Origin of the sequence: Frankia sp. AgB1.9, from assembly GCF_016786355.1 — a bacterium.
Classification (GTDB): domain Bacteria; phylum Actinomycetota; class Actinomycetes; order Frankiales; family Frankiaceae; genus Pseudofrankia.
The window spans coordinates 1-21,582 of the sequence record NZ_JADWYX010000144.1; the positions used below are offsets into that span (position 1 = coordinate 1).

The 21,582-nt window shown below is 69.9% G+C and carries 21 protein-coding genes; 10 read left to right on the forward strand and 11 right to left on the reverse strand.

The window, feature by feature from the left end; all coding sequences use genetic code 11:
• Positions 1-423: 423 nt before the first annotated feature.
• The 10 genes from I6A60_RS35895 to I6A60_RS35940 all read left to right on the forward strand — a co-directional run bounded on the left by I6A60_RS35895 (position 424) and on the right by I6A60_RS35940 (position 13,563).
• Positions 424-1,707, forward strand: a complete 1,284-nt coding sequence (locus I6A60_RS35895) for a PrgI family protein (RefSeq protein WP_203014646.1) — start codon at positions 424-426, stop codon at positions 1,705-1,707.
• Positions 1,704-3,575, forward strand: coding sequence for a VirB4 family type IV secretion system protein (locus I6A60_RS35900; RefSeq protein WP_203014598.1), 1,872 nt, complete (start codon positions 1,704-1,706; stop codon positions 3,573-3,575). Before I6A60_RS35895 ends, I6A60_RS35900 begins: the two co-directional genes overlap by 4 nt.
• A gap of 31 nt (positions 3,576-3,606) precedes the next feature.
• Entirely contained in the window at positions 3,607-6,051 is a 2,445-nt protein-coding gene (locus tag I6A60_RS35905) for an ATP-binding protein (RefSeq protein ID WP_203014597.1), read from the forward strand.
• A 9-nt stretch (positions 6,052-6,060) separates the two neighbouring features.
• Positions 6,061-7,059 (forward strand): replication-relaxation family protein, encoded by a 999-nt coding sequence (locus I6A60_RS35910; protein ID WP_203014596.1) that lies wholly within the window; start codon positions 6,061-6,063, stop codon positions 7,057-7,059.
• Between the two features lie 6 nt (positions 7,060-7,065).
• Positions 7,066-8,037, forward strand: a complete 972-nt coding sequence (locus I6A60_RS35915) for a C40 family peptidase (RefSeq protein WP_203014594.1) — start codon at positions 7,066-7,068, stop codon at positions 8,035-8,037.
• 247 nt (positions 8,038-8,284) lie between these two features.
• Positions 8,285-8,668: a hypothetical protein gene (locus I6A60_RS35920; RefSeq protein WP_374113442.1), complete on the forward strand. Its 384-nt coding sequence runs from the start codon at positions 8,285-8,287 to the stop codon at positions 8,666-8,668.
• 156 nt (positions 8,669-8,824) lie between these two features.
• Positions 8,825-10,123: a helix-turn-helix domain-containing protein gene (locus tag I6A60_RS35925; protein ID WP_203014588.1), complete on the forward strand. Its 1,299-nt coding sequence runs from the start codon at positions 8,825-8,827 to the stop codon at positions 10,121-10,123.
• Positions 10,124-10,307: 184 nt separating this feature from the next.
• The gene (gene uppS / locus I6A60_RS35930; RefSeq protein ID WP_203014585.1) at positions 10,308-11,084 is read left to right on the forward strand and encodes a polyprenyl diphosphate synthase; all 777 of its coding nucleotides are present in this window, start codon (positions 10,308-10,310) and stop codon (positions 11,082-11,084) included.
• 346 nt (positions 11,085-11,430) lie between these two features.
• On the forward strand, positions 11,431-12,651 hold the full coding sequence (locus tag I6A60_RS35935) for a serine/threonine-protein kinase (protein WP_203014583.1): 1,221 nt from the start codon (positions 11,431-11,433) through the stop codon (positions 12,649-12,651).
• Between the two features lie 6 nt (positions 12,652-12,657).
• The gene (locus I6A60_RS35940; protein WP_203014581.1) at positions 12,658-13,563 is read left to right on the forward strand and encodes a hypothetical protein; all 906 of its coding nucleotides are present in this window, start codon (positions 12,658-12,660) and stop codon (positions 13,561-13,563) included.
• Between the two features lie 111 nt (positions 13,564-13,674).
• Here I6A60_RS35940 and I6A60_RS35945 read toward each other — a convergent pair whose 3' ends face one another.
• The 11 genes from I6A60_RS35945 to I6A60_RS35995 all read right to left on the reverse strand — a co-directional run bounded on the left by I6A60_RS35945 (position 13,675) and on the right by I6A60_RS35995 (position 21,336).
• A complete protein-coding gene (locus tag I6A60_RS35945; RefSeq protein ID WP_255545014.1) occupies positions 13,675-14,754 on the reverse strand; it encodes an XRE family transcriptional regulator in 1,080 nt (359 codons plus the stop codon).
• A 59-nt stretch (positions 14,755-14,813) separates the two neighbouring features.
• Positions 14,814-15,497: a hypothetical protein gene (locus tag I6A60_RS35950; RefSeq protein WP_203014577.1), complete on the reverse strand. Its 684-nt coding sequence runs from the start codon at positions 15,495-15,497 to the stop codon at positions 14,814-14,816.
• Between the two features lie 419 nt (positions 15,498-15,916).
• A complete protein-coding gene (locus I6A60_RS35955) occupies positions 15,917-16,402 on the reverse strand; it encodes a hypothetical protein (RefSeq protein ID WP_203014576.1) in 486 nt (161 codons plus the stop codon).
• Between the two features lie 46 nt (positions 16,403-16,448).
• A complete protein-coding gene (locus I6A60_RS35960; protein ID WP_203014574.1) occupies positions 16,449-16,994 on the reverse strand; it encodes a hypothetical protein in 546 nt (181 codons plus the stop codon).
• A 132-nt stretch (positions 16,995-17,126) separates the two neighbouring features.
• Positions 17,127-17,300 carry a hypothetical protein gene (locus I6A60_RS35965; RefSeq protein ID WP_203014571.1) on the reverse strand — a complete coding sequence of 58 codons (174 nt, stop codon included), beginning with the start codon at positions 17,298-17,300 and terminating at the stop codon, positions 17,127-17,129.
• A gap of 398 nt (positions 17,301-17,698) precedes the next feature.
• Complete coding sequence (locus I6A60_RS35970) at positions 17,699-18,145, reverse strand: hypothetical protein (RefSeq protein WP_203014569.1); 447 nt, start codon at positions 18,143-18,145, stop codon at positions 17,699-17,701.
• Between the two features lie 106 nt (positions 18,146-18,251).
• On the reverse strand, positions 18,252-18,779 hold the full coding sequence (locus tag I6A60_RS35975; RefSeq protein ID WP_203014567.1) for a hypothetical protein: 528 nt from the start codon (positions 18,777-18,779) through the stop codon (positions 18,252-18,254).
• A gap of 224 nt (positions 18,780-19,003) precedes the next feature.
• Positions 19,004-19,411: a hypothetical protein gene (locus I6A60_RS35980; RefSeq protein ID WP_203014565.1), complete on the reverse strand. Its 408-nt coding sequence runs from the start codon at positions 19,409-19,411 to the stop codon at positions 19,004-19,006.
• 92 nt (positions 19,412-19,503) lie between these two features.
• Positions 19,504-20,508 (reverse strand): DUF932 domain-containing protein, encoded by a 1,005-nt coding sequence (locus tag I6A60_RS35985; protein WP_203014563.1) that lies wholly within the window; start codon positions 20,506-20,508, stop codon positions 19,504-19,506.
• A 99-nt stretch (positions 20,509-20,607) separates the two neighbouring features.
• On the reverse strand, positions 20,608-20,991 hold the full coding sequence (locus I6A60_RS35990) for a hypothetical protein (RefSeq protein WP_203014560.1): 384 nt from the start codon (positions 20,989-20,991) through the stop codon (positions 20,608-20,610).
• Between the two features lie 132 nt (positions 20,992-21,123).
• Positions 21,124-21,336, reverse strand: coding sequence for a hypothetical protein (locus I6A60_RS35995; protein WP_203014557.1), 213 nt, complete (start codon positions 21,334-21,336; stop codon positions 21,124-21,126).
• Positions 21,337-21,582: the final 246 nt, after the last annotated feature.

Genomic DNA, 21,582 nt, shown 5'->3' on the forward strand with positions numbered 1-21,582 from the left:
CGCCCCCGGGGCCGGCCGCGCGGCCCGGCCCGGGGGGGGCCCCGGCGCCCCCCGGCCCCCCAGGCCGCGGGCCCGGCCGGCCCACCGTCAGCTCACGATCCCGTTCAACTCCGCCGTCGCGCCGGGCGGGCGTTACCTCCCTCGCGAGGCCGGGGCGTGGATCGACCGCGACGGCCAGTACCTGCTGCCCTTCGACGTCGAGCAGGCCCCACCAGCCACCGCAGCCGCCCCGGGCCGGCGACGCACCCCACCGCCGGCCGCACCCCGGCCCACCGGCCCCCGCCGCCCAGCGCGACCGGCGTCCCCGCCCCCACGCACCGGGGCAGCCGCAACACCGCCGGTACCGGCGCGTTTTCGGCAGCCGATGTTGCCCGGCATGACCCGCCGCCCCCGCCCCCCGCAGCCCGGAAGGTAACCCCCGCCGTGACCAATCCCGTACGTATCCCCGCCGATGTTGACCGTGAGGACCGGTTGCTGGGCAGCCTGACCGCCCGCCAGGTCCTGTTCCTCGCGCTGACCGGTATCGGCCTCTACCTCGCGTTCACCGCCACCCGTGCCGTGCTGCCGCTGCCGCTGTTCGCGCTGGGCGCCGTCCCGGTCGCCGCCGGGGTGGGCATGCTCGTGCTCGGCCAGCGCGACGGGCTCAGCCTCGACCGGCTCCTTCTCGCCGCGATCCGCCAACACACCAGCCCACGGCGCCGCATCCACGCTCCCGAAGGCGTCGTCACGCCGCCGCCCTGGCTGGCCGCGCGCGCCACCAGCACCGATCGCCGACGGGCCGACGGCCAGGCCGGGGCGCCGATCGGGCTCCCGGCCCGCACCGTCACCCCCACCGCCGGGGTCGGGGTGATCGATCTGGGCGCGGACGGGCTGGCGGTCGTCGCCGCCGCCTCCACTGTCAACTTCGGGTTGGCGACCCCCGACGAGCAGGACGGCCTGGTCGCCGTGTTCGCCCGCTGGCTGCACTCCCTGACCGCGCCCGTGCAGATCCTCGTGCGCACGGTCCCGGTCGACCTGTCCGCGCAGATCGCCGACCTCGACGAAGCCGCCGATCAGCTCGACCCACCCGCGCTGGCCCGCGCCGCCCGCGAGCACGCGGCGTTCCTGGCTGCGCTCGGTGACCAGATGCAGCTACTGACCCACCAGGTCCTCCTCGTCCTGCGCGAGCCACTGATCGCCGCCGGCCCGGTCGACGGGCTCGGCGGCGCCTCCCCGCTGACCGCCGTCCGCGGCCGGCGCACCGCCGGACGTGACGCCCGCCGCGCCGGCGACGCGACCCGACGAGCCGCGCACACCCGGCTGGCCCGCCGCCTGTCCGAGGCCGTCACCCTGCTCGCCCCCGCCGGGATCGTCGTCACCCCGCTGGACGCCGACGCCGCGACCAGCGTGCTCGCCGACGCCTGCAACCCGGCACGTCTCGTCCCGGCCTCCGCGCTCGCCAACCCGGACCAGATCATCACCGCCTACCGGCACACCCCTGACCACGACGAACCCGCCGCCGGCCACGCCTCGACGTCTGAGGAGGCCGGCCTCGACGACGCGGGCTGGCCCGACGACGACCCCGACGCGGAGGACCCCAGCGCGGACGACCCCTGGGAACCGCCAGCCAGCGGCTGGGTGCCCGAGATCCCCGCCGATCCGCCGCTCCCACGACGCCCGCCCGCCGCCCGCCAGTCCCGCACCGACCGAGGAAGAGGCCCGCGATGAGCCGGCGCACCCACCCCACCAACCCAGCCCCGCGAGCCACGGTGGGCGAGGCCACGGCGGCGTCGTTCGCGCCCGACACGCTGAGCATCGGCGCCCGTCACCTCGACGTCGGGGGCGACTACCTCACCACCGTGGCCATCGCCGGCTACCCGCGCGAGGTCCACCCCGGCTGGCTCGCCCCGCTGCTGACCTACCCGGGACGCCTCGACGTCTCCGTCCACGTCGAGCCGATCGACCCGGTCACCGCCGCGGCCCGGCTCCGCCGCCAGCTCGCGAAACTCGAATCCGGCCGCCAACTCGGCGACGAGAAAGGCCGGCTGGTCGATCCGCAGGTCGAGGCCGCGACCGAGGACGCCTACGACCTGTCCGCCCGCGTCGCCCGCGGCGAAGGCCGCCTGTTCCGCCTCGGCCTCTACCTCACCATCCACGCCACCACCGAGACCGAGCTCGCCGACGAAGCCGCCGCCGTCCGCGCCCTCGCGGCGAGTCTGCTGCTGGACGCCCGTCCGGTCAGCTACCGGTCGTTGCAGGGCTGGGTGAGCAGCCTGCCCCTCGGCCTCGATCAGGTGCGGATGCGCCGGACCTTCGACACCCCGGCGCTGGGCGCGGCGTTCCCGTTCGCCTCACCCGACCTCAGCCCGCCCGACCCGACCGCGCCGGCCCCGACCGGGGTGCTCTACGGGGTGAACGTCGCCAGCAGCGGCCTCGTGCACTGGGACCGGTTCGACCCGGCCCTGGACAACCACAACGCGGTCATCCTCGGCCGTAGCGGCGCAGGCAAGTCCTACCTGGTCAAACTCGAACTCCTTCGCAGCCTCTACCGGGGTATCGAGGTCCACGTCATCGACCCCGAGGACGAGTACGCCCGCCTCGCCGCAGCCGTAGGCGCCACCTACGCGCACCTCGGCGCGGACGTCCGGATCAACCCCTTCGACCTGCCGATCCAGATCACCCCCGACGGGCGGCGCACCGCGCCCCGCGACGCCCTGGTCCGGCGCAGCCTGTTCATGCACACCGTGATCTCCGTGCTCGTCGGCGAGCTGTCCGCGGCCGACCGCGGGGCCCTCGACACCGCGATCACCGCCACCTACCAGGCCGCCGGACTGACCACCGACCCCCGCACCTGGAACCGGCCAGCACCGCTACTCGCCGACCTCGCCACGACACTCGCCAGCTCCCAGGACCCGACCGCGGTCACGCTCGCGACCCGGCTGCACCCCTACACCGCCGGGGCGTTCGCCGGCCTGTTCGACGGCCCCACCACCACACCCGGCGACGGCCACCTCGTCGTCTACTCGCTGCGCGACCTGCCCGAGGAGACCAAACCGATCGGCACCCTGCTCGTCCTCGACGCGATCTGGCGGCGAGTGTCCAACCCGGCCGACCGCCGCCCCCGCCTCGTCGTCGTCGACGAGGCATGGCTGCTCATGCGCCAGCCGGCAGGCGCGGACTTCCTGTACCGGATGGCGAAATCGTCCCGGAAATACTGGGCCGGGCTGACCGTCGCCACCCAGGACGCCGCCGACGTCCTCGCCACCGACCTCGGCCGGGCGATCGTCACGAACTCCGCCACCCAGATCCTGCTACGCCAGGCACCCCAGGCCATCGACGAGATCACCCAGGTCTTCGACCTGTCCCAGGGCGAACGCCACTACCTGCTCTCCGCCGACCGCGGCCAGGGACTGCTCGCCGCCGGCGCCCAACGGGTCGCGTTCCAGGCCCTCGCCTCCACGTTCGAGCACCAGGCGATCACCACCAACCCCGCCGAACTCGCCGCCTACCCCGACGCCGACGACGGCTTCCTCGAACTCACCGGACCCGACGCACCGGAGGACCCCTACGGGCCGATCGACCTTGACGCCAGCTGACCAGGCTCACGGCCTGTTGGGAGACCTAGCCATGACCACGCGCGCCACAGCCACGTCCACACCGTCCTCGCCACTCACCCGCTACCTGACCGACCCGGCCGGGTTCGGCCACCACCTGCTCGACCAGCTCCACCACGCGGCGCTGACCTGGGGGCCCCTCGCCGGGCCGCCGCTGATCGCCGCCGCCGTGGCCGTCGTCTTGTTCCGCCGGCTGCTGCGTCACCGCTACCGACAGCAGCTGGCCGCGGGCGCGCGGCTGGTCACCGTCCTCGCTCCGCCCACCGTCGACCCGGCCGGCGGGCCCGCGTTGTGGGCGAACCTGCTGGGCCTGCTGCGCCCCCGCTGGCGGCGCCTCGCCGGTCAGCCCCATCTCGCCTGGGAGTACCTGTTCACCGCCGACGGGATCCGCATCCAGATCTGGGTGCCCGGCGTCGTGCCAGCCGGCATGGTCGAACGGGCGGTCGAGGCGGCGTGGCCCGGCGCCCACACCCGCACCCTGCCCGCGCGGGCCGCTCTTCCCGTCGTCCCCCGGCCGGGCCGGCGGTTGCTCGCGGCCGGTGGCGAGCTGGTTCTGGGTCGGCCCGAGGCTCTGCCGATCCGGGTCGACCACGACGCCGACCCGATCCGCGCCCTGCTCGGCGCCCCCGGCGGGCTCGCGCGCAGCCAGCGGGCGGTCGTGCAGGTGCTGGCCCGCCCGGTCACCGGCCGCCGGGTCTCCCGCGCACGCAGCGCCTCCCGGCGGCTCCGCGACGGCGGCTCGGCACGCCTCGCCGGCGCTCTGTTTGACCTACTGACTCCCAGCGCCGGCCGCAGCAGCCGCAGGCGTCCCGGTGTGACCCCGGCGAAGCGTGACCCGCAGACCACGTTGGCGCTCTCCGCCGAGGACCGGGCGATCGTGACCAAACAGCGCGGCGCCCCGTTCGAGACCCGCATCCGCTACGCCATCGCCACGATCATCGACGAGCAGACCGACGAGACGACCGCCGCCCGGATCGACGCGGAACTACGCGGGCGGGGACACGCGATCGCCTCGGCGTTCGCCGGCTTCGGTGAGCACAACTACTACCGCCGCGTCCGCCTGCGCCGCCCGCTGTCCCTGCTCGCCACACGCCACCTCGGCCGCGGGGACCTCCTGTCCGTCGCCGAACTCGGCGCGCTCGCGCACCTCCCCGTCGATGAGGCGACTCCCGGCCTGGCCCGCGCCGGCGCGAAAGCCGTCGCCCCACCCCCCGGCGTCGCCGCCCGCGGACCGGCGATCCGCACCCTGGGCCACACCGACTCCGGACACCGCCGCCCGGTAGGCCTGCGCGTCCCCGACGCCCGCCACCACACCCACGTCCTCGGCGCCACCGGCTCCGGGAAATCCGAACTCCTCGCGCGGATGACCCTCGACGACGTCGCCGCCCGCCGCGGAGTCGTCAACGTCGACCCGAAGGGCGACCAGATCATCGACATCCTCGCCCGCTACCCCCGCGACGCCGTCGACCGCCTCGTCCTGTTCGACGCCGAAGCCACCAGCCGTCCGCCGTGCCTCAACCCCCTCGACCAGCCCGACCGGGCCCGCGCCATCGACAACCTCGTCAGCATCTTCAGCCACGTCTACGCCGAGTCCTGGGGGCCACGCACCGAGGACATCTTCCGCGCCGGCCTGCTCACCCTCGCCGCCCAACCCGGCGTCCCCGTCCTGACCGACCTCCCCCGCCTGTTGGGCAACGCCGCCTACCGCGACCGGGCACTCACCGCCGTCCACGACCCGATCCTCCGAGGCTTCTGGGACTGGTATGAGTCCCTGTCCCCACCCGCCCGCGCCCATGCCGTCGCCCCGCTGTCAAACAAGCTGCGCGGCTTCCTGCTCCGGCCGTTCATCCGCCAGGCGATCGCCGCCGGCCCCTCCACCGTCGACATGGACCAGATCCTCAACGCCGGCGGGGTCTGCCTCGTCCGTATCGCCCAAGACGCCCTCGGCGTCGACACCGCCGCGCTCATGGGCTCCATCGTCGTCTCCGCCGTCTGGCAGGCCACCACGAGGCGCGCCGCGATCTCCCAGAGCAAACGCCCCGACGCCGCAATTTACCTCGACGAAGCCCACCACTTTTTGACCTTGCCGACCCCGTTGGAACACATGCTCGCCGCCGCCCGCGGGCTACGCCTCGGGATCACCCTGGCCCACCAGAACCTCGCCCAACTACCCCGCGACCTCGAAGAGAGCATCGCGGCGAACGCCCGCAACAAGATCTTCTTCGCCATGTCGCCCGGCGACGCGAAACGCCTCGTCCGCCACGTCGAACCCCGAATCTCCGAACACGACCTGGCCCACCTTGGCCGCTTCCACGCCGCCGCCCGCCTCGTCGTCGCCAGCGGCCAAGCCCCCGCCTTCACCCTGAACACCGACCAGCTCCCACCCCCCATCCCCGGCCGCGCCACCGAAATCCGCCGGCTGCTACGCAGCCGCCCGACCCCCACCCACCAGCCGTAGGAGGCCCAGATGGCGACCTACCCACGCCCGCAACGCGACCTGCGCGCCCCGATCCGCCCCGCCGCCCGGATCATCGCCGACGCCGACCTCCTGCCCGTCCTCGCCGCCCACCTCACCCCCCGTGACCGGTGGATGATCCGCCTCATCCACGAACACCGCGTCCTGACCAGCCACCAACTCATCGAGGCCGCCTGGGACGCCCGACGCAGCGCCAACGAACGCCTCCTGCAGCTCTACCGCTGGCGGCTGCTCGACCGGTTCCAACCCCTGCTCGGCGTCGGCCACGGCCAGGCACCCGCCCACTACATCCTCGACACCGCAGGCGCCCAGATCCTGGCCGCCGAAGACGGCATCCCCGTCAAGGACACCGGCTACAACCGCGAGAACACCCTCGCCATCGCCCACTCCCTGCGCCTCGCCCACACCATCGCCGTCAACGGCTTCTTCACCGCCCTGATCGCCCACGCCCGCCACCCCAACCCACCCGGAAGCCTGACCGCCTGGTGGCCAGAAACCCGCTGCTTCCGCGCGGTCGGGGACCTGGTACGACCCGACGCCTACGGCCGCTGGCACACCACCGGCGGCCGGGAGACCGCCTGGTACCTCGAACTCGACTGGGCCACTGAACGCACCTCCCGCCTCGCCCGCAAAATCGGCGACTACGCCCAACTCGCCGCCGCCACCCACCCCACCCCGATCCTGTTCTGGTTTCCCACCCTCGAACGCGAGATCGACGCCCGCCGCGCGCTCACCGGCGCGATCGCCGCCCTCGACCAGCCCCACCACGTCCCCGTCGCGACCACCGCCGCGCCCCTCGCGCCCGACGACGCCCGCCTCGATCCCACCCTCACCCGCTGGCTACCCATCCCCGCCGGCCGCACCGGACGCCTCCCCCTCGATCAGCTCCACCACGCCTGGCCCCGGCTACCAGCCCCACCGCCGGCCACCGCCCGACCAGCCGGGCTAAGCCCACCCGCCCCGATGCCACCCAGCCGCCCCCGTGGCTGACCCGCCATGGCCAAAACCCTCACCGCCCTCGGCGCGGCGACCGTCCTGCTCATCGTCGTGATCGCCGGGGCAGCCGCCACCGTCACCGGGCGCCTGCTCTGCCCACCCGCCCTCGCCACCCTGCTCGGCTGCACCGGCAGCACACCAAGCCAGACCGCCCTGGCCGACATCCCCACCGACTATCTGACCCTCTACCAACAAGCCGCCGCCACCTGCCCCGGCCTCGACTGGACCACCCTCGCCGCCATCGGCAAACTCGAAAGTGATCACGGTAGAAGTACCCTCCCTGGCGTCACCACCGGCACCAACAGCGCCGGGGCCGGCGGGCCGATGCAGTTCCTCGCCACAACATTCACCTCGACGATCACCCGCCACCCGCTACCACCCGGCGGCGCAAGCCCACCCTCGCTCTACAACCCCCACGACGCCATCTACGCCGCCGCCGACCTCCTCTGCGACGACCACGCCGCCACCGACCTGACTGCCTCGATCTACGCCTACAACCACGCCGACTGGTACGTCTCCGACGTCCTCACCCAAGCCACCCAATACCAGGCGACAGAAAGCCCGAACAGCGACGGCACGCCCAGCAACGCCGCGCTCGCCGCCGTCAACTACGCCCAAGGGCAACTCGGCATCCCCTACCTCTGGGGCGGCAACGGACCCGACGGCGGCTTCGACTGCTCCGGCCTCACCCTCGCCGCCTACCAAGCCGCCGACATCAACCTCCCCCGCACCGCACAGACCCAACACGACGCCGGACCCGCCGTCCCACCCGACCAGCCCCTCCAGACCGGCGACCTCGTCTACTACGGCACCCCCACCACCATCCACCACGTCGCCATCTACATCGGCAACGGACAGATGATCACGGCACCGGGGCGCGGACAAGTCGTCAAGATCGCGCCCTATAGGTGGAAAGGGGACGACTACGCCGGAGCGACCCGGCCGGGCTACCAACCTGACCGCGCGGGTTAAGGAGACCATGCGGCCTCGAAACTGGCCAGGCCCGCCGACCCTTACATCAGGAAATGAATTCGCCTACGACTTTTGTTGTGGTACGAGTGTGTACGGTCCGGCAGGTCGTCCCGTCTGCCGCTCGTTCACGGCCTCGTCTGGTGGGGCATCGCGCGCTCTGCTGGTCCAGGTCGCGTCCACCCTCATTCCAACGATCTGGTTTTGATCAGGCGTCGCCGCGCGACCAGCGCCGCTGCGAGCGGTCTCTGTGCACGGCACGGCTCCTGGCCGACCTCGAACGGGAGGCACCCCGATGACCGGTCTCGTGGACCGTTCCTGCCCGCCGTGGTGCGAGCAGCCCACCGGCCACCTCTACGTCGAGCCCGAAGGTCCTGGCGACTACCACGTCTCCGAGTTCACGGTGATCGACCTGCCGGCGATCCCCGCCGTCCGCGACGACACTGCTCTGCAGGTGTCCATCGAGCAGTACATCACCGCCGAAGCCGCCCACCAGCCGCTGATCTCTCTGAGTCACGGAGAGAAGGACGATCCCGACAGCGAAGCCCTCACTCTCGACGAAGCCGAGGCGCTCATCGCCGCGCTCACCCACGCCGTCACGGCGGTCCGCACCAGCGGTGGGGCGTCCCGGTAAGCAAAGCGCTATGTCAGGCTGACAGAAGGCCCACTGGGGCCTGACCCGTTGGCCGTTGTTCGGCAAGATCCCGCTGCCGGTCGGACTGCCCGCAGCGGCGTTCGCGGCGCCGTGACGGGCTCCGCGGGTTGTCCGGCCGAAGCGGACAATAAGCCGGTGACCAGACTCCGCCTCCCGCGCCTAGAACGTCTGTTCGGTGCCTCTCTCGATCAGATCAGCCATGCCCAGCTCGTCTCGGCGCTGGAGGCCGAGATCAGCGAGGCGATCGACCTCGACTTCAAGGAGGCCTACAGCGACCCGAAGGATCTCGCGAGCGACGTTGCCGCGCTGGCGAACGCCGTCGGGGGCCTGCTCGTCTACGGAGTGGCGGAGATCGAGACGCGGGCGACGGCATGGCCAGGCGTCACCCTCTACGAAGGAGTGCAGGAGAAGGCCGAGCAGATCATCACCGATCGGGTCGTACCGTTCCCGGACTTCGAGGTCCGGCCGGTCCGGGATCCCGACCGGCCTGATCGCGGCTTCATGCTGATCGCGGTGGCACCGAGCCCGATGGCGCCCCACGCCGTACGGTCCGGCGCCGCGCTGGACTATCCCCAACGGGTTGGGGCGACCACGACGCATCTTTCCGAGCATGAGGTCGTCGCCGCGTACCGGGCTCGGTTCGCAGGGTTCGCGACCGCCAAGCAGGAACTCGGCTGGCTGGAGGGTGAGACCACGGACGAGCTACTTCGGGAGGACGGGCCGTACGTCATCGTTTCGCTGCTGCCTGACCGGCGGGTCGACGGTCGAGTCGACGCGGCAGGCCTGAGCGCCTTCCGGAGTGATCTAGAAGCCGACAAGAGCCCGTTGATCTTCCAGAACGGGGTGCAGTGGCTCCATTTCTCTGTCGCCCCCCGCGTGCTTGTCGCGCATGCCGGTCTGCATGGTCCTCAAAATCCCGAGAAGCTCTATTGCCGGCTCGCTGCCAGCGGCTCTGGATCTATGGCGCATAAGCTACTGACAGACGACAGGTATACGGCCTCAGGCGCGATGGCCATCTCCGATGACGATGTGGCGAACGGACTGCTCGGCGGCCTGCGCTTCCTGGCCAGGCACGCCCGCGACCGGGCCGGAACAGCGGGATCCTGTTCCGTGCGGGCCTCGGTGTATGGAGGCCTCACCGACCTCACCTTGAGTTACGTCGGCTTCGGGTTCCGGGATCAACTCGGGACCCGGCACGTCGCTGCGCCCGTGCCGGCCGAGACCGTCGCAGACATCGACGGGCTTGCGGACGGCGGCACCGAACTCGTCAGCACCGGCCACCGACTCCTCCAAGACCTCTTCCAGCACTTCGGCCTCGCGGAACCACGGCAAACCACCGCGAACGGCGCCATCCGGCCGTCCGGCTGGTCATATATGTCCCGGGAGCTGACTGGCTGGACAACATCGGCTGGCGTGACCCTGGACTTCGACTAATCGGTCGTCATTGCGGGGCGAGGTCGGCTGGGTGGGCCCCGCACCTTCCAAACCGGGACCGACAGCAGCGGGCTCCGGACGCACCCACCGTCCACCCGTCCCGGGTAGCACCGCGGGGACTGAACCCGGATGGACGGAACCGGAGGAACTGGGATTGGTGGACCGGCGGGCATAGATTCAGGCTGTGCCAATACGCGATCTTGCCTACGCCGTGTACGCCCGTCGGCTTCGCGCGTCGTTCAAGGGAGCCGACCTACCGGGGCACGTTGGTCTGATCATGGACGGCAACCGCCGCTGGGCCCGCCAGATGGGGATGGCCAATCCCAGCCTCGGCCACAAGTTCGGTGCCGACCACGTCGAGGACGTGCTGTCGTGGTGCGAGGCGGCCGGGATCAAGCACGTGACCGTCTTCGTCTGCTCCACCGAGAACCTGGCCCGCCGCGAGGATGCCGAGATCGCGTTCCTCATGCGGGTCATCGAGCAGGTCGTCTCCGACAAGATCGCGACTCCCGATCCGGCGTGGCAGATGCACATCGCGGGGCTGCTCGACGCGCTGCCGGACAGCACGGCCCGCGCGCTCAAGAACGCCGAGGAGGTCACCCGATCCTGCTCGACGGGGGCGCACGTCACTCTCGCCGTGGGGTACGGCGGCCGGCAGGAGGTCGTCGACGCGTTCCGGGCTCTCCTGCACGAGCAGGCCGAGGCGGGCGGCTCGCTGGCCGACCTGGCCGAGACCCTCACCGCCGAGGACGTCGCCCGCCACCTCTACACCGCCGGCAGGCCCGACCCCGATCTGGTCATCCGCACCAGCGGCGAGCAGCGCATGTCGAACTTCCTGCTCTGGCAGAGTGCGTACTCCGAGCTGTACTTCTGCGAGGCGTACTGGCCGGCGTTCCGCGAGATCGACTTCCTGCGGGCACTACGCAGCTACGCCGCCCGCGGCCGTCGCCACGGCGCCTGACCTGGCGGTTTTCCGACGGCCTGCCGACTCGGCCGCCGGCTCGCCGCCCCGTGCCACCGCTGGTGCGCGAAACTCTAGGTGGACGACGGCGCCCGGCGGCCGACGGCGAAGGGTAAGGCTCATCCTCGTCAAAGCCCCCCGACGACTCGCTGCGAAGCGGACTTCATGGATCATCCCGCCGGCATCCAGAGGGCCTCAAGATCTCGATGACGAATACCGCGCGGGGCTCGGATAACAGCACTCCACCGGTCAACTGTGAGCTGCATCCCGCGCTGGCCGCATTTCGCGGTGGGCATTGGGCGTTGGGTCTGTCATGCTATGTCCCGTGGGGGAAGGTCGCTCTGGCGTGACCGCGTCCGGCAACGAACGTCCAGGTTCGTTGGTCGAGGCGACAGAACTTCTGCGGACCGATCCGGGCTCGATCGGGCCGTATCGGCTGCACGGCCGGCTCGGCGAGGGTGGTGCCTCAGTCGTCTTTCTCGGTACGACACCGGACGGCCAGCGTACCGCTGTGAAGGTGCTTCGCGACGATCCGAGCGGTGCCGAGCCGCCGCTGGAGAACCTTCATCCCGATTCCAGTCCGATGGCCATCCGCGGCGCCCAGGACTGCTTCCGTAATGAACTCGCCGTTGCGGACCAACTGCCGGCGGCCTACACGCCTGCGGTCGTGGACTCAAGCCTCGACGGAGGCAGGTGGTGGATCGCGTACGAACTCCTCGAAGGCCCGACCCTGCATACGAGGGTCTCGGAATCCGGGAGACTGCAGATATCGGCTGTGGCTCAACTCGCGGTCGGGCTCGCGCTTGCCCTGGACGCGCTCCACCGGTCCGGGATCATTCATCTGGACGTCAAGCCAAGCAACGTCATCCTGTCCCGCACCGGCCCGAAACTCATCGATTTCGGCCTCTCCCTACCGCACGGCCACCATCCCGATCGGGGGTTTGCGGCCGGAACCCCGGGATTCATGGCCCCGGAGCAGGAACGCGGGCTGGCCTCGGCGGCGGCAGACGTGTTTGCGTGGGGCGCGACCGTACTATTCGCGGCAACCGGCACGGTCCACAGGACGCTGCCAGACGACGATCCCTCGATGGACCCCTCCGGGGCCTTGCCCGGGGATCTCGCGCGAATCGTCAGGTCGGCGCTCAGGGACGACCACCGCCGTAGGCCAGCGGTCGGCTTGCTGTTCGAGGAAGCAGCTGAGTTCGCCAAGACGTATCGCCGCGGCACGGCAGACGATGTCGTCTCCCGGCCGGAACCCGGGTCTCCGCAATCCGACCGAGTTGCCACCGCCACGGAAACCCCTCCGCTCAGCCAGCCGCCCTCACCAGGCGGCTTTTCGCTCTCGTTCGTGGTGCCTGCTGCGGGCCCGCCGACCATGGGTCCTGCCACCGGCATCGTGTTCCGCGCGCCGGTCATGGACGGCATGCTGGCGGGCGATCCGCTGGTGAGGGCCGGTCTGACTGCCCTGACGTGCGCAGTCTGTGGGACGGTAAATTATGTGGCCGCCTTCGTCGAGACGAGGACGTACTGCGTAACCGGTCACCCGCTGTCGGTGAGCTGGGATTGAGGCGCCGTGGGTTCGGTACTTGATACGGTCACGGCCCTCGTCGATCGGCGGCTGATCCGGAGCACTCTCGTCCAGCTGCTCGCCTTTCTGGCTGCCAACGGGGCGCTCATCATCACCCGGCTCGGCTGGAAGTCCACGGCGCTCTGGTGGTACGCCCGGTCCGGCACCGAGAAGGGCGCGCTCGTCGTCGCCACGGTTGCCGTGCTGATCTCGGCCGCCACGGCGCTGGCAGGCCAGATCAACGGCCTACTGCGGCTCTATGAGGGCTACGCCCTGCCCTGGCCGCTGCGCCTCGCCGCCGAGCGTCGCCGTACTCACCATGTCCGCCGGTTCCACCGCCTTCCGCTCGACTCGCCGCTACGCCATACCCGATACCCGCCCCTTATCGACTGGTTCATGCCATCGGCGGTCGGCAACCTGCTCCGAGCCTCGGAGACCCATGCATTCCAGTGCTACCGGATCGACTCCGCAGTCGTGTGGCCCCGGCTTTACGCTGTACTGCCAGCGGACTTCAAGTCTGAGTTCGCCGCCGCCCGGGAACGCCTTGACGCCGCTGTCGCGTCGTTCACCCTCACGTTGCTGTTCGTGGCCAGTAGCACCGCCATCACCACGCTGACCCAGCCATGGTTCGTACCACTCGCCACCTTCGCGTTCACAGCAACAGTGAGCTGGGTCGCGCACCGAGGCGTGTTCCGGGCAGCCGTGCCCTACGCCGAACTGGTCAGAACCGCCTTCGACCTGCACCGCGGCCTGGTCATCGATGCGATCGGCTGGCAGCATCCCACGTCCTACGGCGCTGAACGCGCGCAATGGGCCCAGATCTGTCGCCTGTGGCAGCAAGGAATACCCGACGGCCCGATCGGCGCCCGAGCACTCCTCTACCCGCGCTCCACCAGCGAACCTTTGATATAAAGTCGGCGCCCCCAGTGCCGGTCTGGTGGCTCCCTTCAACAGCCGGGAGTCTCCATCGGAATTCCCATGGGCGCTGATCTATTCCCAACCACATGGCGCGCGGCACGCTTCCTACTGGACCATCTGCAGCACGCCTTGGCGCGGGGAGCGCTGACCGCCCCCACGCACCGCATGAGGGGCGAGGCCGAAGATGTGTCGATTCAGTTCGTCAAGGGTGAGCCCCAGGTCTTTACAGATGGCTTCAGGGCCGACACCATCTTCACGAAGCGCCCGAACTATTTTAGACAGGACCTGGGACCTCTCGCCGTTCACCCCATCAGGTTCGCCATTCCTATAGCCAAGACTAGATAGGGCGACGCAAGTGTTTCGATAATTCCAGTCACTAATCAGGCGCATCTCGTGTAGACGGTGCGTCATCGCCATTGCCGAGACCATCCAGTAGCGCTTTGCTGCAATTATTCCTTCGAGCGTGGCTTCACGTAGACCTTGAGCGATAACGCCGCGCTCAGGCATCAGAAGGGCCGCCGCAAATCGGTTGGCTTCGATTTCTTTGTCTCGCCCGTGCGCCCGGTCGGATTCCATGTGGAGCAGAAGGTGGCCGAGTTCATGCGCGCAATCAAAGCGTTGCCGCTCCCCAGAGACGCCAACATTAAGAAAAATAAATGGAACGCCGTCCCTGTAGAATGAGAAAGCATCAATATCCCGGCAATCAGACGCAACCGAGAATACCCTTACGCCGTGGGCCTCAACAAGGTGAACCACGTTGGAAATCGGCTGCTCACCGAGTCCCCATCGTTCTCGTAGTATTCGGGCAGCCGTGTCCGGGTCATGCTTATCTAGCGTGGGGAGGTCCGGCTTGGGAAGGCGAAAATTATCATCGTTCCAGTCTGCGATCTCAATAGCAAAGCGACCAGCAGCGAGGGCGGAGTCTCGCAAACGGGCGGTCGTCTTACTCAATTTTCGGAAGCTCACGGCGTCTGGATCAATGAACTCGATCTCTTCACGCTCTAGGAACGCGGGCGTGACTTCCAAGATCTCCGCAAGGCGTCTCACCATGTCAGGCTTGGGCGAGTGTTCACCGTTCTCGTAGGCCGAGAGTGTCCGTAGTGGAATCTGAGACGTCCTGGCAAGATCGGTAAGTGTCATAGCTCGCCGTAGGCGAGTGAGCTTTAGGCGGGATGGGGTCAGCATCTCTGACTCTCGACCTCCCTCCTCGCGCTTCGCTGGCGGGCTCTGCCTCTCCGTAACGATCAAGCACGCTCGATCGTGATGTCGATCTCTGTCGAACCCGGCTGCCCTGGGTCAATTCTTACCAGACTGCCGAGCGAGATGCTCGGTAGTCGGATCTGATCGAACCAGGAGCGAACGCGCCCGGTACTGTCGATCTCATCCGGTAGTGAAAGTTCCATATACAGGTGACCGTCTTCTACCTGCAGTAGCAAGATATAGACCATCTGTGCTACGTCCTGCCGCGGCCGTTGGACTGCGGGCGCAATTTCTTCGAGGGGGAAGAGGCCGGCCTGGATAGACTCTCGGTTGGCCACAACGACCTCGCGCAGGAGCGGCCCCTTGCCATGGGCGTTGCGGGGTTGGCCGCCAACCCGGCCGACGTTCCCGTCGCCGGTCGCCACCATGATCGCAAAGCGGCCGTCGGGCGACTCCACTCGTTCTTGACCACTAACCGTGACGGGCTCCCACTTGTCGCGACTGAGGGTGAGGCGTAGCTCCTCGACCGTGTGGGAGTACAAGTCGGTCCCTTGCGCGTTTATGGGCGCGAACGCGGTCCGGGATGCACGGGCAGCCAGCCCGGCTCGGACGGCCTTCTGCAGCTTGTCGAGCGACAGGCCGCCGATCGCCGACAAGCGATCTTCGATCTCAGCCAGATCTCCGGCGGCCTCGCTGTCGTGGTACGTCGAACCAGCACTTTCCGTCATCGGTTCACCTCAAGCCGCCCCGCCCCCTGCGCGATATTCCCCCTCATATGAGGGAGATTATCACGCAGGTGTGAGGAGACCGCGACGGGGTAGGTTCGGTCGGCGACGGGTCGGCTCCGGCCATCCCGCAGGCCACTTGAAAGTGCCGCTGCGAGGAGGCATCCGACGACGGCTGGACTGGCCAGGCGCACGTCGCGACCATCCTGCGCACGGGGACCTTCCAGGTTGGAACCGCGCGACTACGGCTTCCGCAAGCTGGGCCGGTTGATCACTGCGACCGGCCTGTTCGAGAGGGGACGCCGCGCCGACAGCGCGGGCAGGCTGACTGTCGCCTATCTGCGCGACAAGCGCACCCACCCGATCCTGGGGCAGCGTGAGGAAGGCGACCCGCACCGGAATGCAGACACGCCCTGCCCCGCTCAAGGATCGAGGAGCAGGTGCAGCAGGCGTCGTCCTGGCATCCGTTCGGTGGCGGTGATCGGGATGTCGAAGAGTTCGGGTTCGCCGAAGACGGGTCGGCCGTTGGGGCGGCGGGTGTAGGGGGCGAAGCCGTAGTCGGCGCCGTCCGTGGTGTCGTGGGCGGTCCAGGCGATGGTTTCCTGTTCGCCGGGGCGCAGTGGGTGGTTGGAGACGGCGCGTGCCTGGTAGCGGCCGGGGGTGGGTTCGGCGATGACCTGTGGGACCGCGAACGCGAACCGGCGGGCGTGCAGCGCGCGGGCCTGGTCGGCGGCTTTGGCTTCGAAGGCGTGGCTTGTCGCGTCGTCGCGTTGGTAGTCGTAGTCGGACAGGATCCGTCGTCCCTGTTCGCCGTCGAGGATGACGATCGCGGGGGCCTGCTGGAGGCCGATCGCGCGTTGCACGCGGGCGACGACGTCGCCGACGAGCGCCCAGGTGTCGTCGTTCATCGCCGCCGGTGTCTCCTTCGTCGTCGGATGCCGTGATGCGGGTGCGTCAGCTGGATGCGTCGGGCCGGCGCAGGTGGAGGTTCTCGTCGAGGATCTCGCGCAGCAGGGTCATCCCGGGAGCGGTATGCGCGGGAGTCACCGCGATGGTGACGACGTCCCGCGGGTCACCGTCGAGACCGAAGGTGTAGGTGCCGTCGGGGTTGTGGCTGTAGGGCGTCATGCCGTAGGAGACGCCTTCTTCTGTGTCGTAGACCATCCAATAGATCACGGTCTGTTCGTTGTGGTCATCGCGCAGCGGCCCGCTGTGCGGGGAACGGAACCGGATCGAGTCCTCGTCGACGGCGGGTAGCGGGGTGGCGATCATTGGGACAGCCAGGGCGAGGCGGTCGAGTCGCATGCTGTGGACCTCGGCGGCCAGCCGCCGTTCATACAGGGCGGCCTTGTCTCGGTCGCGTAGGTAGTCGGCGAAGGAGTGTTCCCGGGAGGGGTCGCCTTCCAGGATCGCGACGGCGGGCAGGTCGCCGTTACGCAGTGCCTGTTGGACCTCGCCGACGATGGTGTCGATGAGGATGTCGATCTCGATGCTGTCCATGGGCGATCCTCCTGCGGGGTCGTGGCGGGACGGCGGGCGCCGACGGGCGGATGGTTCCAGTCTGGCCGGGTCGGCGCCCGCCTGTCCCCCACGGCTGCCTGCTAGTACCGGACGGCATCGTGGGCCGGGTGTTCACAGCCTGCGGACGGTGTCGCGGGTGGCGGCGACGGTGCCGTCGGAGCCGAGATCGACTTCGACGTTCTCCCCGTCGATGCTGGCGATCAGACCGAAGCGGAAGATGTGTCCGTCGCCGACGGGCACGCGTACCGGGGTGCGGATCGTCAGGCTGTCGGGGTGGGTGTCCATGCGGGGGGCCCTTTCTGCGTGGCCGGCGGCGGGCAAGCTGCCGCGCCGCCGGGGGCGGCTGGGTGCGGATCTTCAGGTCGGCGAGGTTGAGGTGGCCGACGATGTGCCGGGCGGGCCAGCGCACGACCCGCCCGCAGCGCAGGCAGCAGTAGTCGCCGTGCCAGCGCCAGGACGCCGGGCTGACCTCGCGGTGTCCGGTGACAGGGACGAATCCCTGGCGGGTGGGGGTGTTGTCACAGCGGCACAGCCAGGAGCCGGCGCCGTCGAGGGCGAGGTATTCGCGCATGCGGGGGACCTGCCGTTCGTGCGGGTGGAGGCGCAGGGAACAGGCCGAGTCGGCGCCGGTGGTTGTGGGCCGTCGGTGCCTCTGGCGCCAAGCCCCTGCCCGGGGGCGGGTGTCAGCGCTGGTGTGGGCGGCGGGCGAGGGTGTCGGCGCGGACGCGGACCAGCCGCACGATGGTCAGCACCGTGGGCCGGGCCGCGTCCGGTGGCGGACGCAGGATGTCGCGGTCGTAGGTCCCGAGCAGCAGTTCCGCGGTGACCGCGTAGACGGCACGCTCGCTGGCCCGGACCGGGGGGCGGTCGCCGTTGGGGGTGGGCGGGGTCCATCCGGCGGCCGGGACGACGACGTCCGGTGGTGGCAGGCGGCGGAAGACGACGCGTAGGTGGGCCGGGTCGCCGTCGTGGTCAAGGTAGAACACGTCACCGGGCAGGGACGTGAGGGCGTCGGTGATCGACGTCGCGTCCGCGCCCGGTCGGATGATCAGGTGGATGTGGTCCGGGTCCGGGCTGCCGACCGTGACGAGCGGGCCGTCGTGTGGTGGGGTGGGGCTGGTCGGGGTCATGCCGGTTTCTCCTCGCGGCGCAGGGCTGTGCCAAGCAGGTGAGGCGGGAGGTCCACGGGGGCACCCGGGCGAGCGCGATCCCGCCGGGCGACCGGCGGGATGTGCCTCAGGGGAGCGGTGGAAGGCGCCAGGTGATCGGGCGAATGCGCAGCGGCGCGGTGTGGGCGTAGGACGCGGCGAGGGTGCCGTGGTCGGTGATGACCTGGTAGTCGGTCAGCCAGACGGCGAACCAGGGTTCGGCGGGTGCGCCGTGGCGGGCCGACGCGTCCGCGGTGGGCGCCGTCGTCGTCGGGTCGAGGGGCAGCGGGACGGTCCGGTAGTGCTCGGCCCGGCCACCGACCATGGGACAGGCCGCGATCGTGTAGTGGGCGCAGGAAGGGTGTAGCGCCGGTTCTGGGGTGCATCGGCGGGGTAAGTCGGATAGGCGCATCAGCAGCAGCAGCCGCTCGTCGAGACGATGGCCGCACACGCCGCACAGCCGCCCCGTGAGCGCCCGGTCCGTCCGGTCGCGGTCGATCGCCCCGAACAGGGACCGCCCGCCGGAACGGGCGGTGATCCAGGGAACGGCGAGGCCGCCGGCGGTCGGTAGATGCGCCAACGACAGCGGGATCACCGGTGAACTCAGGTCTGGCATAGCTGGTTTCCTCTTCGACGATCTCCTACGGGGCAGCCGGCGGCGGACACCCACAGCGGCGCTTTCCCGGCCATCGCGGGGCAGGCAGCATCCAACGGCCAGGCATTGTTCTGCGTGGACGCCGCAGAGCCGGCCGGTTCTTTCGACGTGAACGGCACGAGCGCGCCGCCGGAATCGCTTTCCGGTCAGCGGTGGCGCGGCTCTCGGGTGGGTTTTGCGGTCCGCTAGTGGGCGGGGTCGCGTGGTTCGGGGCGGCGGCGCCAGACCCGCCGGCCGCCGACCCGTTCGTACCCGAGGGCGCCTGCGAGGGTGTGGCACGTGTGGCAGCGCAGGTCACATGCCCGGCACTCGTCACTGAACAGAAGGGATTTCCACATCCGCCGGGCAGCGGCCGGGGTGGTGGTGTTCTTCCAGGCCGCGATCTGTGCGGGGATCAGCGTGTTCAGGGCGGCCAGGATACGGGCGATACGGTCTGGCTCGTATCCCGGGCTGAACACATCCCAGGGGGCGGCGGCGCGAAAAGCGTCACCGAGGTCACCGGCCCCGCCGTAGAGGGCTGCGAGAATCCGGTACGCGTCGCGGACATCATTCTCATCGGGAGACCCTGGCGGATGGGTCGGCTCAGGGTTCATCGTCGCGGCCTTTCATACCGGACTTGCGGGCGTGCGGGCACCGCCCCGCCCCGACAGCCGGGCCGTCGGGGCGGGGCGCCACCGGATGGGGGTCAGGCGGGCAGCAGGGTGCGCAGCGTGGCGAGGGTGTCGCCATCGAGGCTGTCGGCACCGCCGGTCACCGCGCGCAGCATGTTGCGTTCGGCGCGGCTGGTCCCGCGGACGGTCTGCTCGTGGTGGGTGTAGGTGTTGACCGCCTGCACGACGCCCCAGCCGGTGCCCCGCCACGGGGAGACCCGCGCGTCGTGGTCCCACAGCCGGGTCAGGGTGTCGCGGTGCTTCTCGGCGCTGGTCCGCGCCCGTCCCTTCTCCTCGGGGACCGGGGCGTGCGCGTCCAGGAACGCCGCCCACTGGCGGTCGTTGACCTCGATGCGGCACAGCTCGGCGACTTCGGCCGCGAAGTCCTCGGCGATCGTGTGCACGATCGCGAGAGCCTGACGGGCCTCACCGAGCCGCAGGTTCGAGTTCCGGGAGTGCTTGACCTTCGTCTGCTGGCCCTTCTCCCCCAGACCGGCCGCCATCGTGTTGTCACACACGACGTTCGTCACGATCCGCTTATACGTCGTCGCGAGCGACCCGTCGAAACTGGTCGTGGCCAGCAGGTTCGGCCGGAACGCGACCCCCTCCGGAGTGGTGATCGTGTCGGGGACCTCCACCGACACCCACGCCACCGCACCGCCACGCAGTAGACCGGCGGAACCGATCGCGAGATCGTCGTCCAGGAGCTGGGCGACGTTGTCGACCAGCCACTCCTGATACGGATGCGGCAGGTAGCCATCGGAGAACACGCCCATGACAGCCCCGGTGTCGGACCGGACGATGGCCTTGCGGTCCGGGACGACATCCAGCCCGCCCGTGACCGGCGACTCGACGTAGATCGGCCGCTCCAGGGCTTCCCAGTCGAACAGCCGACGCGAGACGTCCCCGACCGGGATCGCCCCGGGGTAGTGGTTCGTCTCGCCCTGCTGGTCGGCGCGGTAGTGCCAGGCGTAGCCACGGCTGTCGGTGAACCCGATCAGCGTGTTGCTGTTCAGCCAGGCAAGGGTTTCCTTCGACATGTGCGGTCCTTCCATCGGCGGACACGGATCGGGAGGCGATTCGCGGGCATGCCGACCGGCCGCCGGGCACGGTGTCCGGCGGCCCGACATGCGCAGGCGTTAGGTGGCGGGTTTGCGGGCGGCGGCCAGCGCCGCGTGAGCCTCGGCCAGCGATCCCCAGGGGCGGACCTGGGAGCTGCCGGGATAGGTGTGCGCGCGGGCGATCGCGACCGCGCGGGCCGTGTCCAGCGCTGAGGCGTCGAGGAGGCGGGCGATGGACCACGCGGTGGTGGCGACGCGGACGGGCCGCCCGCCCGGCCACATCTGTTCGTAGCCGCGTACCCGCCCGTCGCGGGTGACCGACCGGATGACGATCAACTCGACGTGCACGGCGTCCGGACCGCCCCCGGTCAGCGGCTCCGGATGCGGCGACACCAGAAGCGCGACATCGCCCCGCCGGGCTTGTGCGCCGTTCGCCAGCGCCACCGCATCGACCCGGCTCACCCGGAAGCCTCTGGCACAGGTAGCCAGACCACGGCCGGCGTTCCGGTCAGCGGCGGCACGGCTTCACGGCACACGGTGGGCGGGAGGCACGGCCACGATGCAGCGCTTCCGTGCCTCCCGCCCGGCGTCCGGTCACTCGTCATGCGTGGGCCTGTCCCTCCGGGGCAAAGCGTCGATCGCGTCGCGCGCGAAAAGCGCCACCGCCATCAGCACATGCACGAACAGGACTTCGACCGAGACGAGGAGAACCAGTTCCAACATGCACAGCAGCGCCGCGACGACCAGGTGATGACGCCCGTCACGCGTGGCGACGTTAGCGACGAAATTGGAACCGAAGAGACGCATACAATCTCCCGTCAGAACCGATCGGCCCACCGATTTGCGGGCGCTAAAGGTCCGGACCCCGTCACCCTCATAACCCCACAAGCACGCCCCGACCATCCGGCCGAAACACACCCACGGGAAGAGGCTTCACAGGCCGAACCCCCTCACCCTCATAACCCCACAAGCACCTCCCGACCATCCGGCCGAAACACACCCACGGGAAGAGGCTTCACAGGCCGAACCCCCTCACCCTCATAACCCCACAAG

What these genes read in the sequence shown, in the direction of transcription:
- I6A60_RS35900 (WP_203014598.1), top strand. Translation starts at nt 1,704, where the DNA reads ATGAGCCGGCGCACCCACCCCACCAACCCAGCCCCGCGAGCCACGGTG.
- I6A60_RS35905 (WP_203014597.1), top strand. Translation starts at nt 3,607, where the DNA reads ATGACCACGCGCGCCACAGCCACGTCCACACCGTCCTCGCCACTCACC.
- I6A60_RS35910 (WP_203014596.1), top strand. Translation starts at nt 6,061, where the DNA reads ATGGCGACCTACCCACGCCCGCAACGCGACCTGCGCGCCCCGATCCGC.
- I6A60_RS35915 (WP_203014594.1), top strand. Translation starts at nt 7,066, where the DNA reads ATGGCCAAAACCCTCACCGCCCTCGGCGCGGCGACCGTCCTGCTCATC.
- I6A60_RS35945 (WP_255545014.1), bottom strand. Translation starts at nt 14,754, where the DNA reads ATGCTGACCCCATCCCGCCTAAAGCTCACTCGCCTACGGCGAGCTATG.
- I6A60_RS35950 (WP_203014577.1), bottom strand. Translation starts at nt 15,497, where the DNA reads ATGACGGAAAGTGCTGGTTCGACGTACCACGACAGCGAGGCCGCCGGA.
- I6A60_RS35955 (WP_203014576.1), bottom strand. Translation starts at nt 16,402, where the DNA reads ATGAACGACGACACCTGGGCGCTCGTCGGCGACGTCGTCGCCCGCGTG.
- I6A60_RS35960 (WP_203014574.1), bottom strand. Translation starts at nt 16,994, where the DNA reads ATGGACAGCATCGAGATCGACATCCTCATCGACACCATCGTCGGCGAG.
- I6A60_RS35965 (WP_203014571.1), bottom strand. Translation starts at nt 17,300, where the DNA reads ATGGACACCCACCCCGACAGCCTGACGATCCGCACCCCGGTACGCGTG.
- I6A60_RS35970 (WP_203014569.1), bottom strand. Translation starts at nt 18,145, where the DNA reads ATGACCCCGACCAGCCCCACCCCACCACACGACGGCCCGCTCGTCACG.
- I6A60_RS35975 (WP_203014567.1), bottom strand. Translation starts at nt 18,779, where the DNA reads ATGCCAGACCTGAGTTCACCGGTGATCCCGCTGTCGTTGGCGCATCTA.
- I6A60_RS35980 (WP_203014565.1), bottom strand. Translation starts at nt 19,411, where the DNA reads ATGAACCCTGAGCCGACCCATCCGCCAGGGTCTCCCGATGAGAATGAT.
- I6A60_RS35985 (WP_203014563.1), bottom strand. Translation starts at nt 20,508, where the DNA reads ATGTCGAAGGAAACCCTTGCCTGGCTGAACAGCAACACGCTGATCGGG.
- I6A60_RS35995 (WP_203014557.1), bottom strand. Translation starts at nt 21,336, where the DNA reads ATGCGTCTCTTCGGTTCCAATTTCGTCGCTAACGTCGCCACGCGTGAC.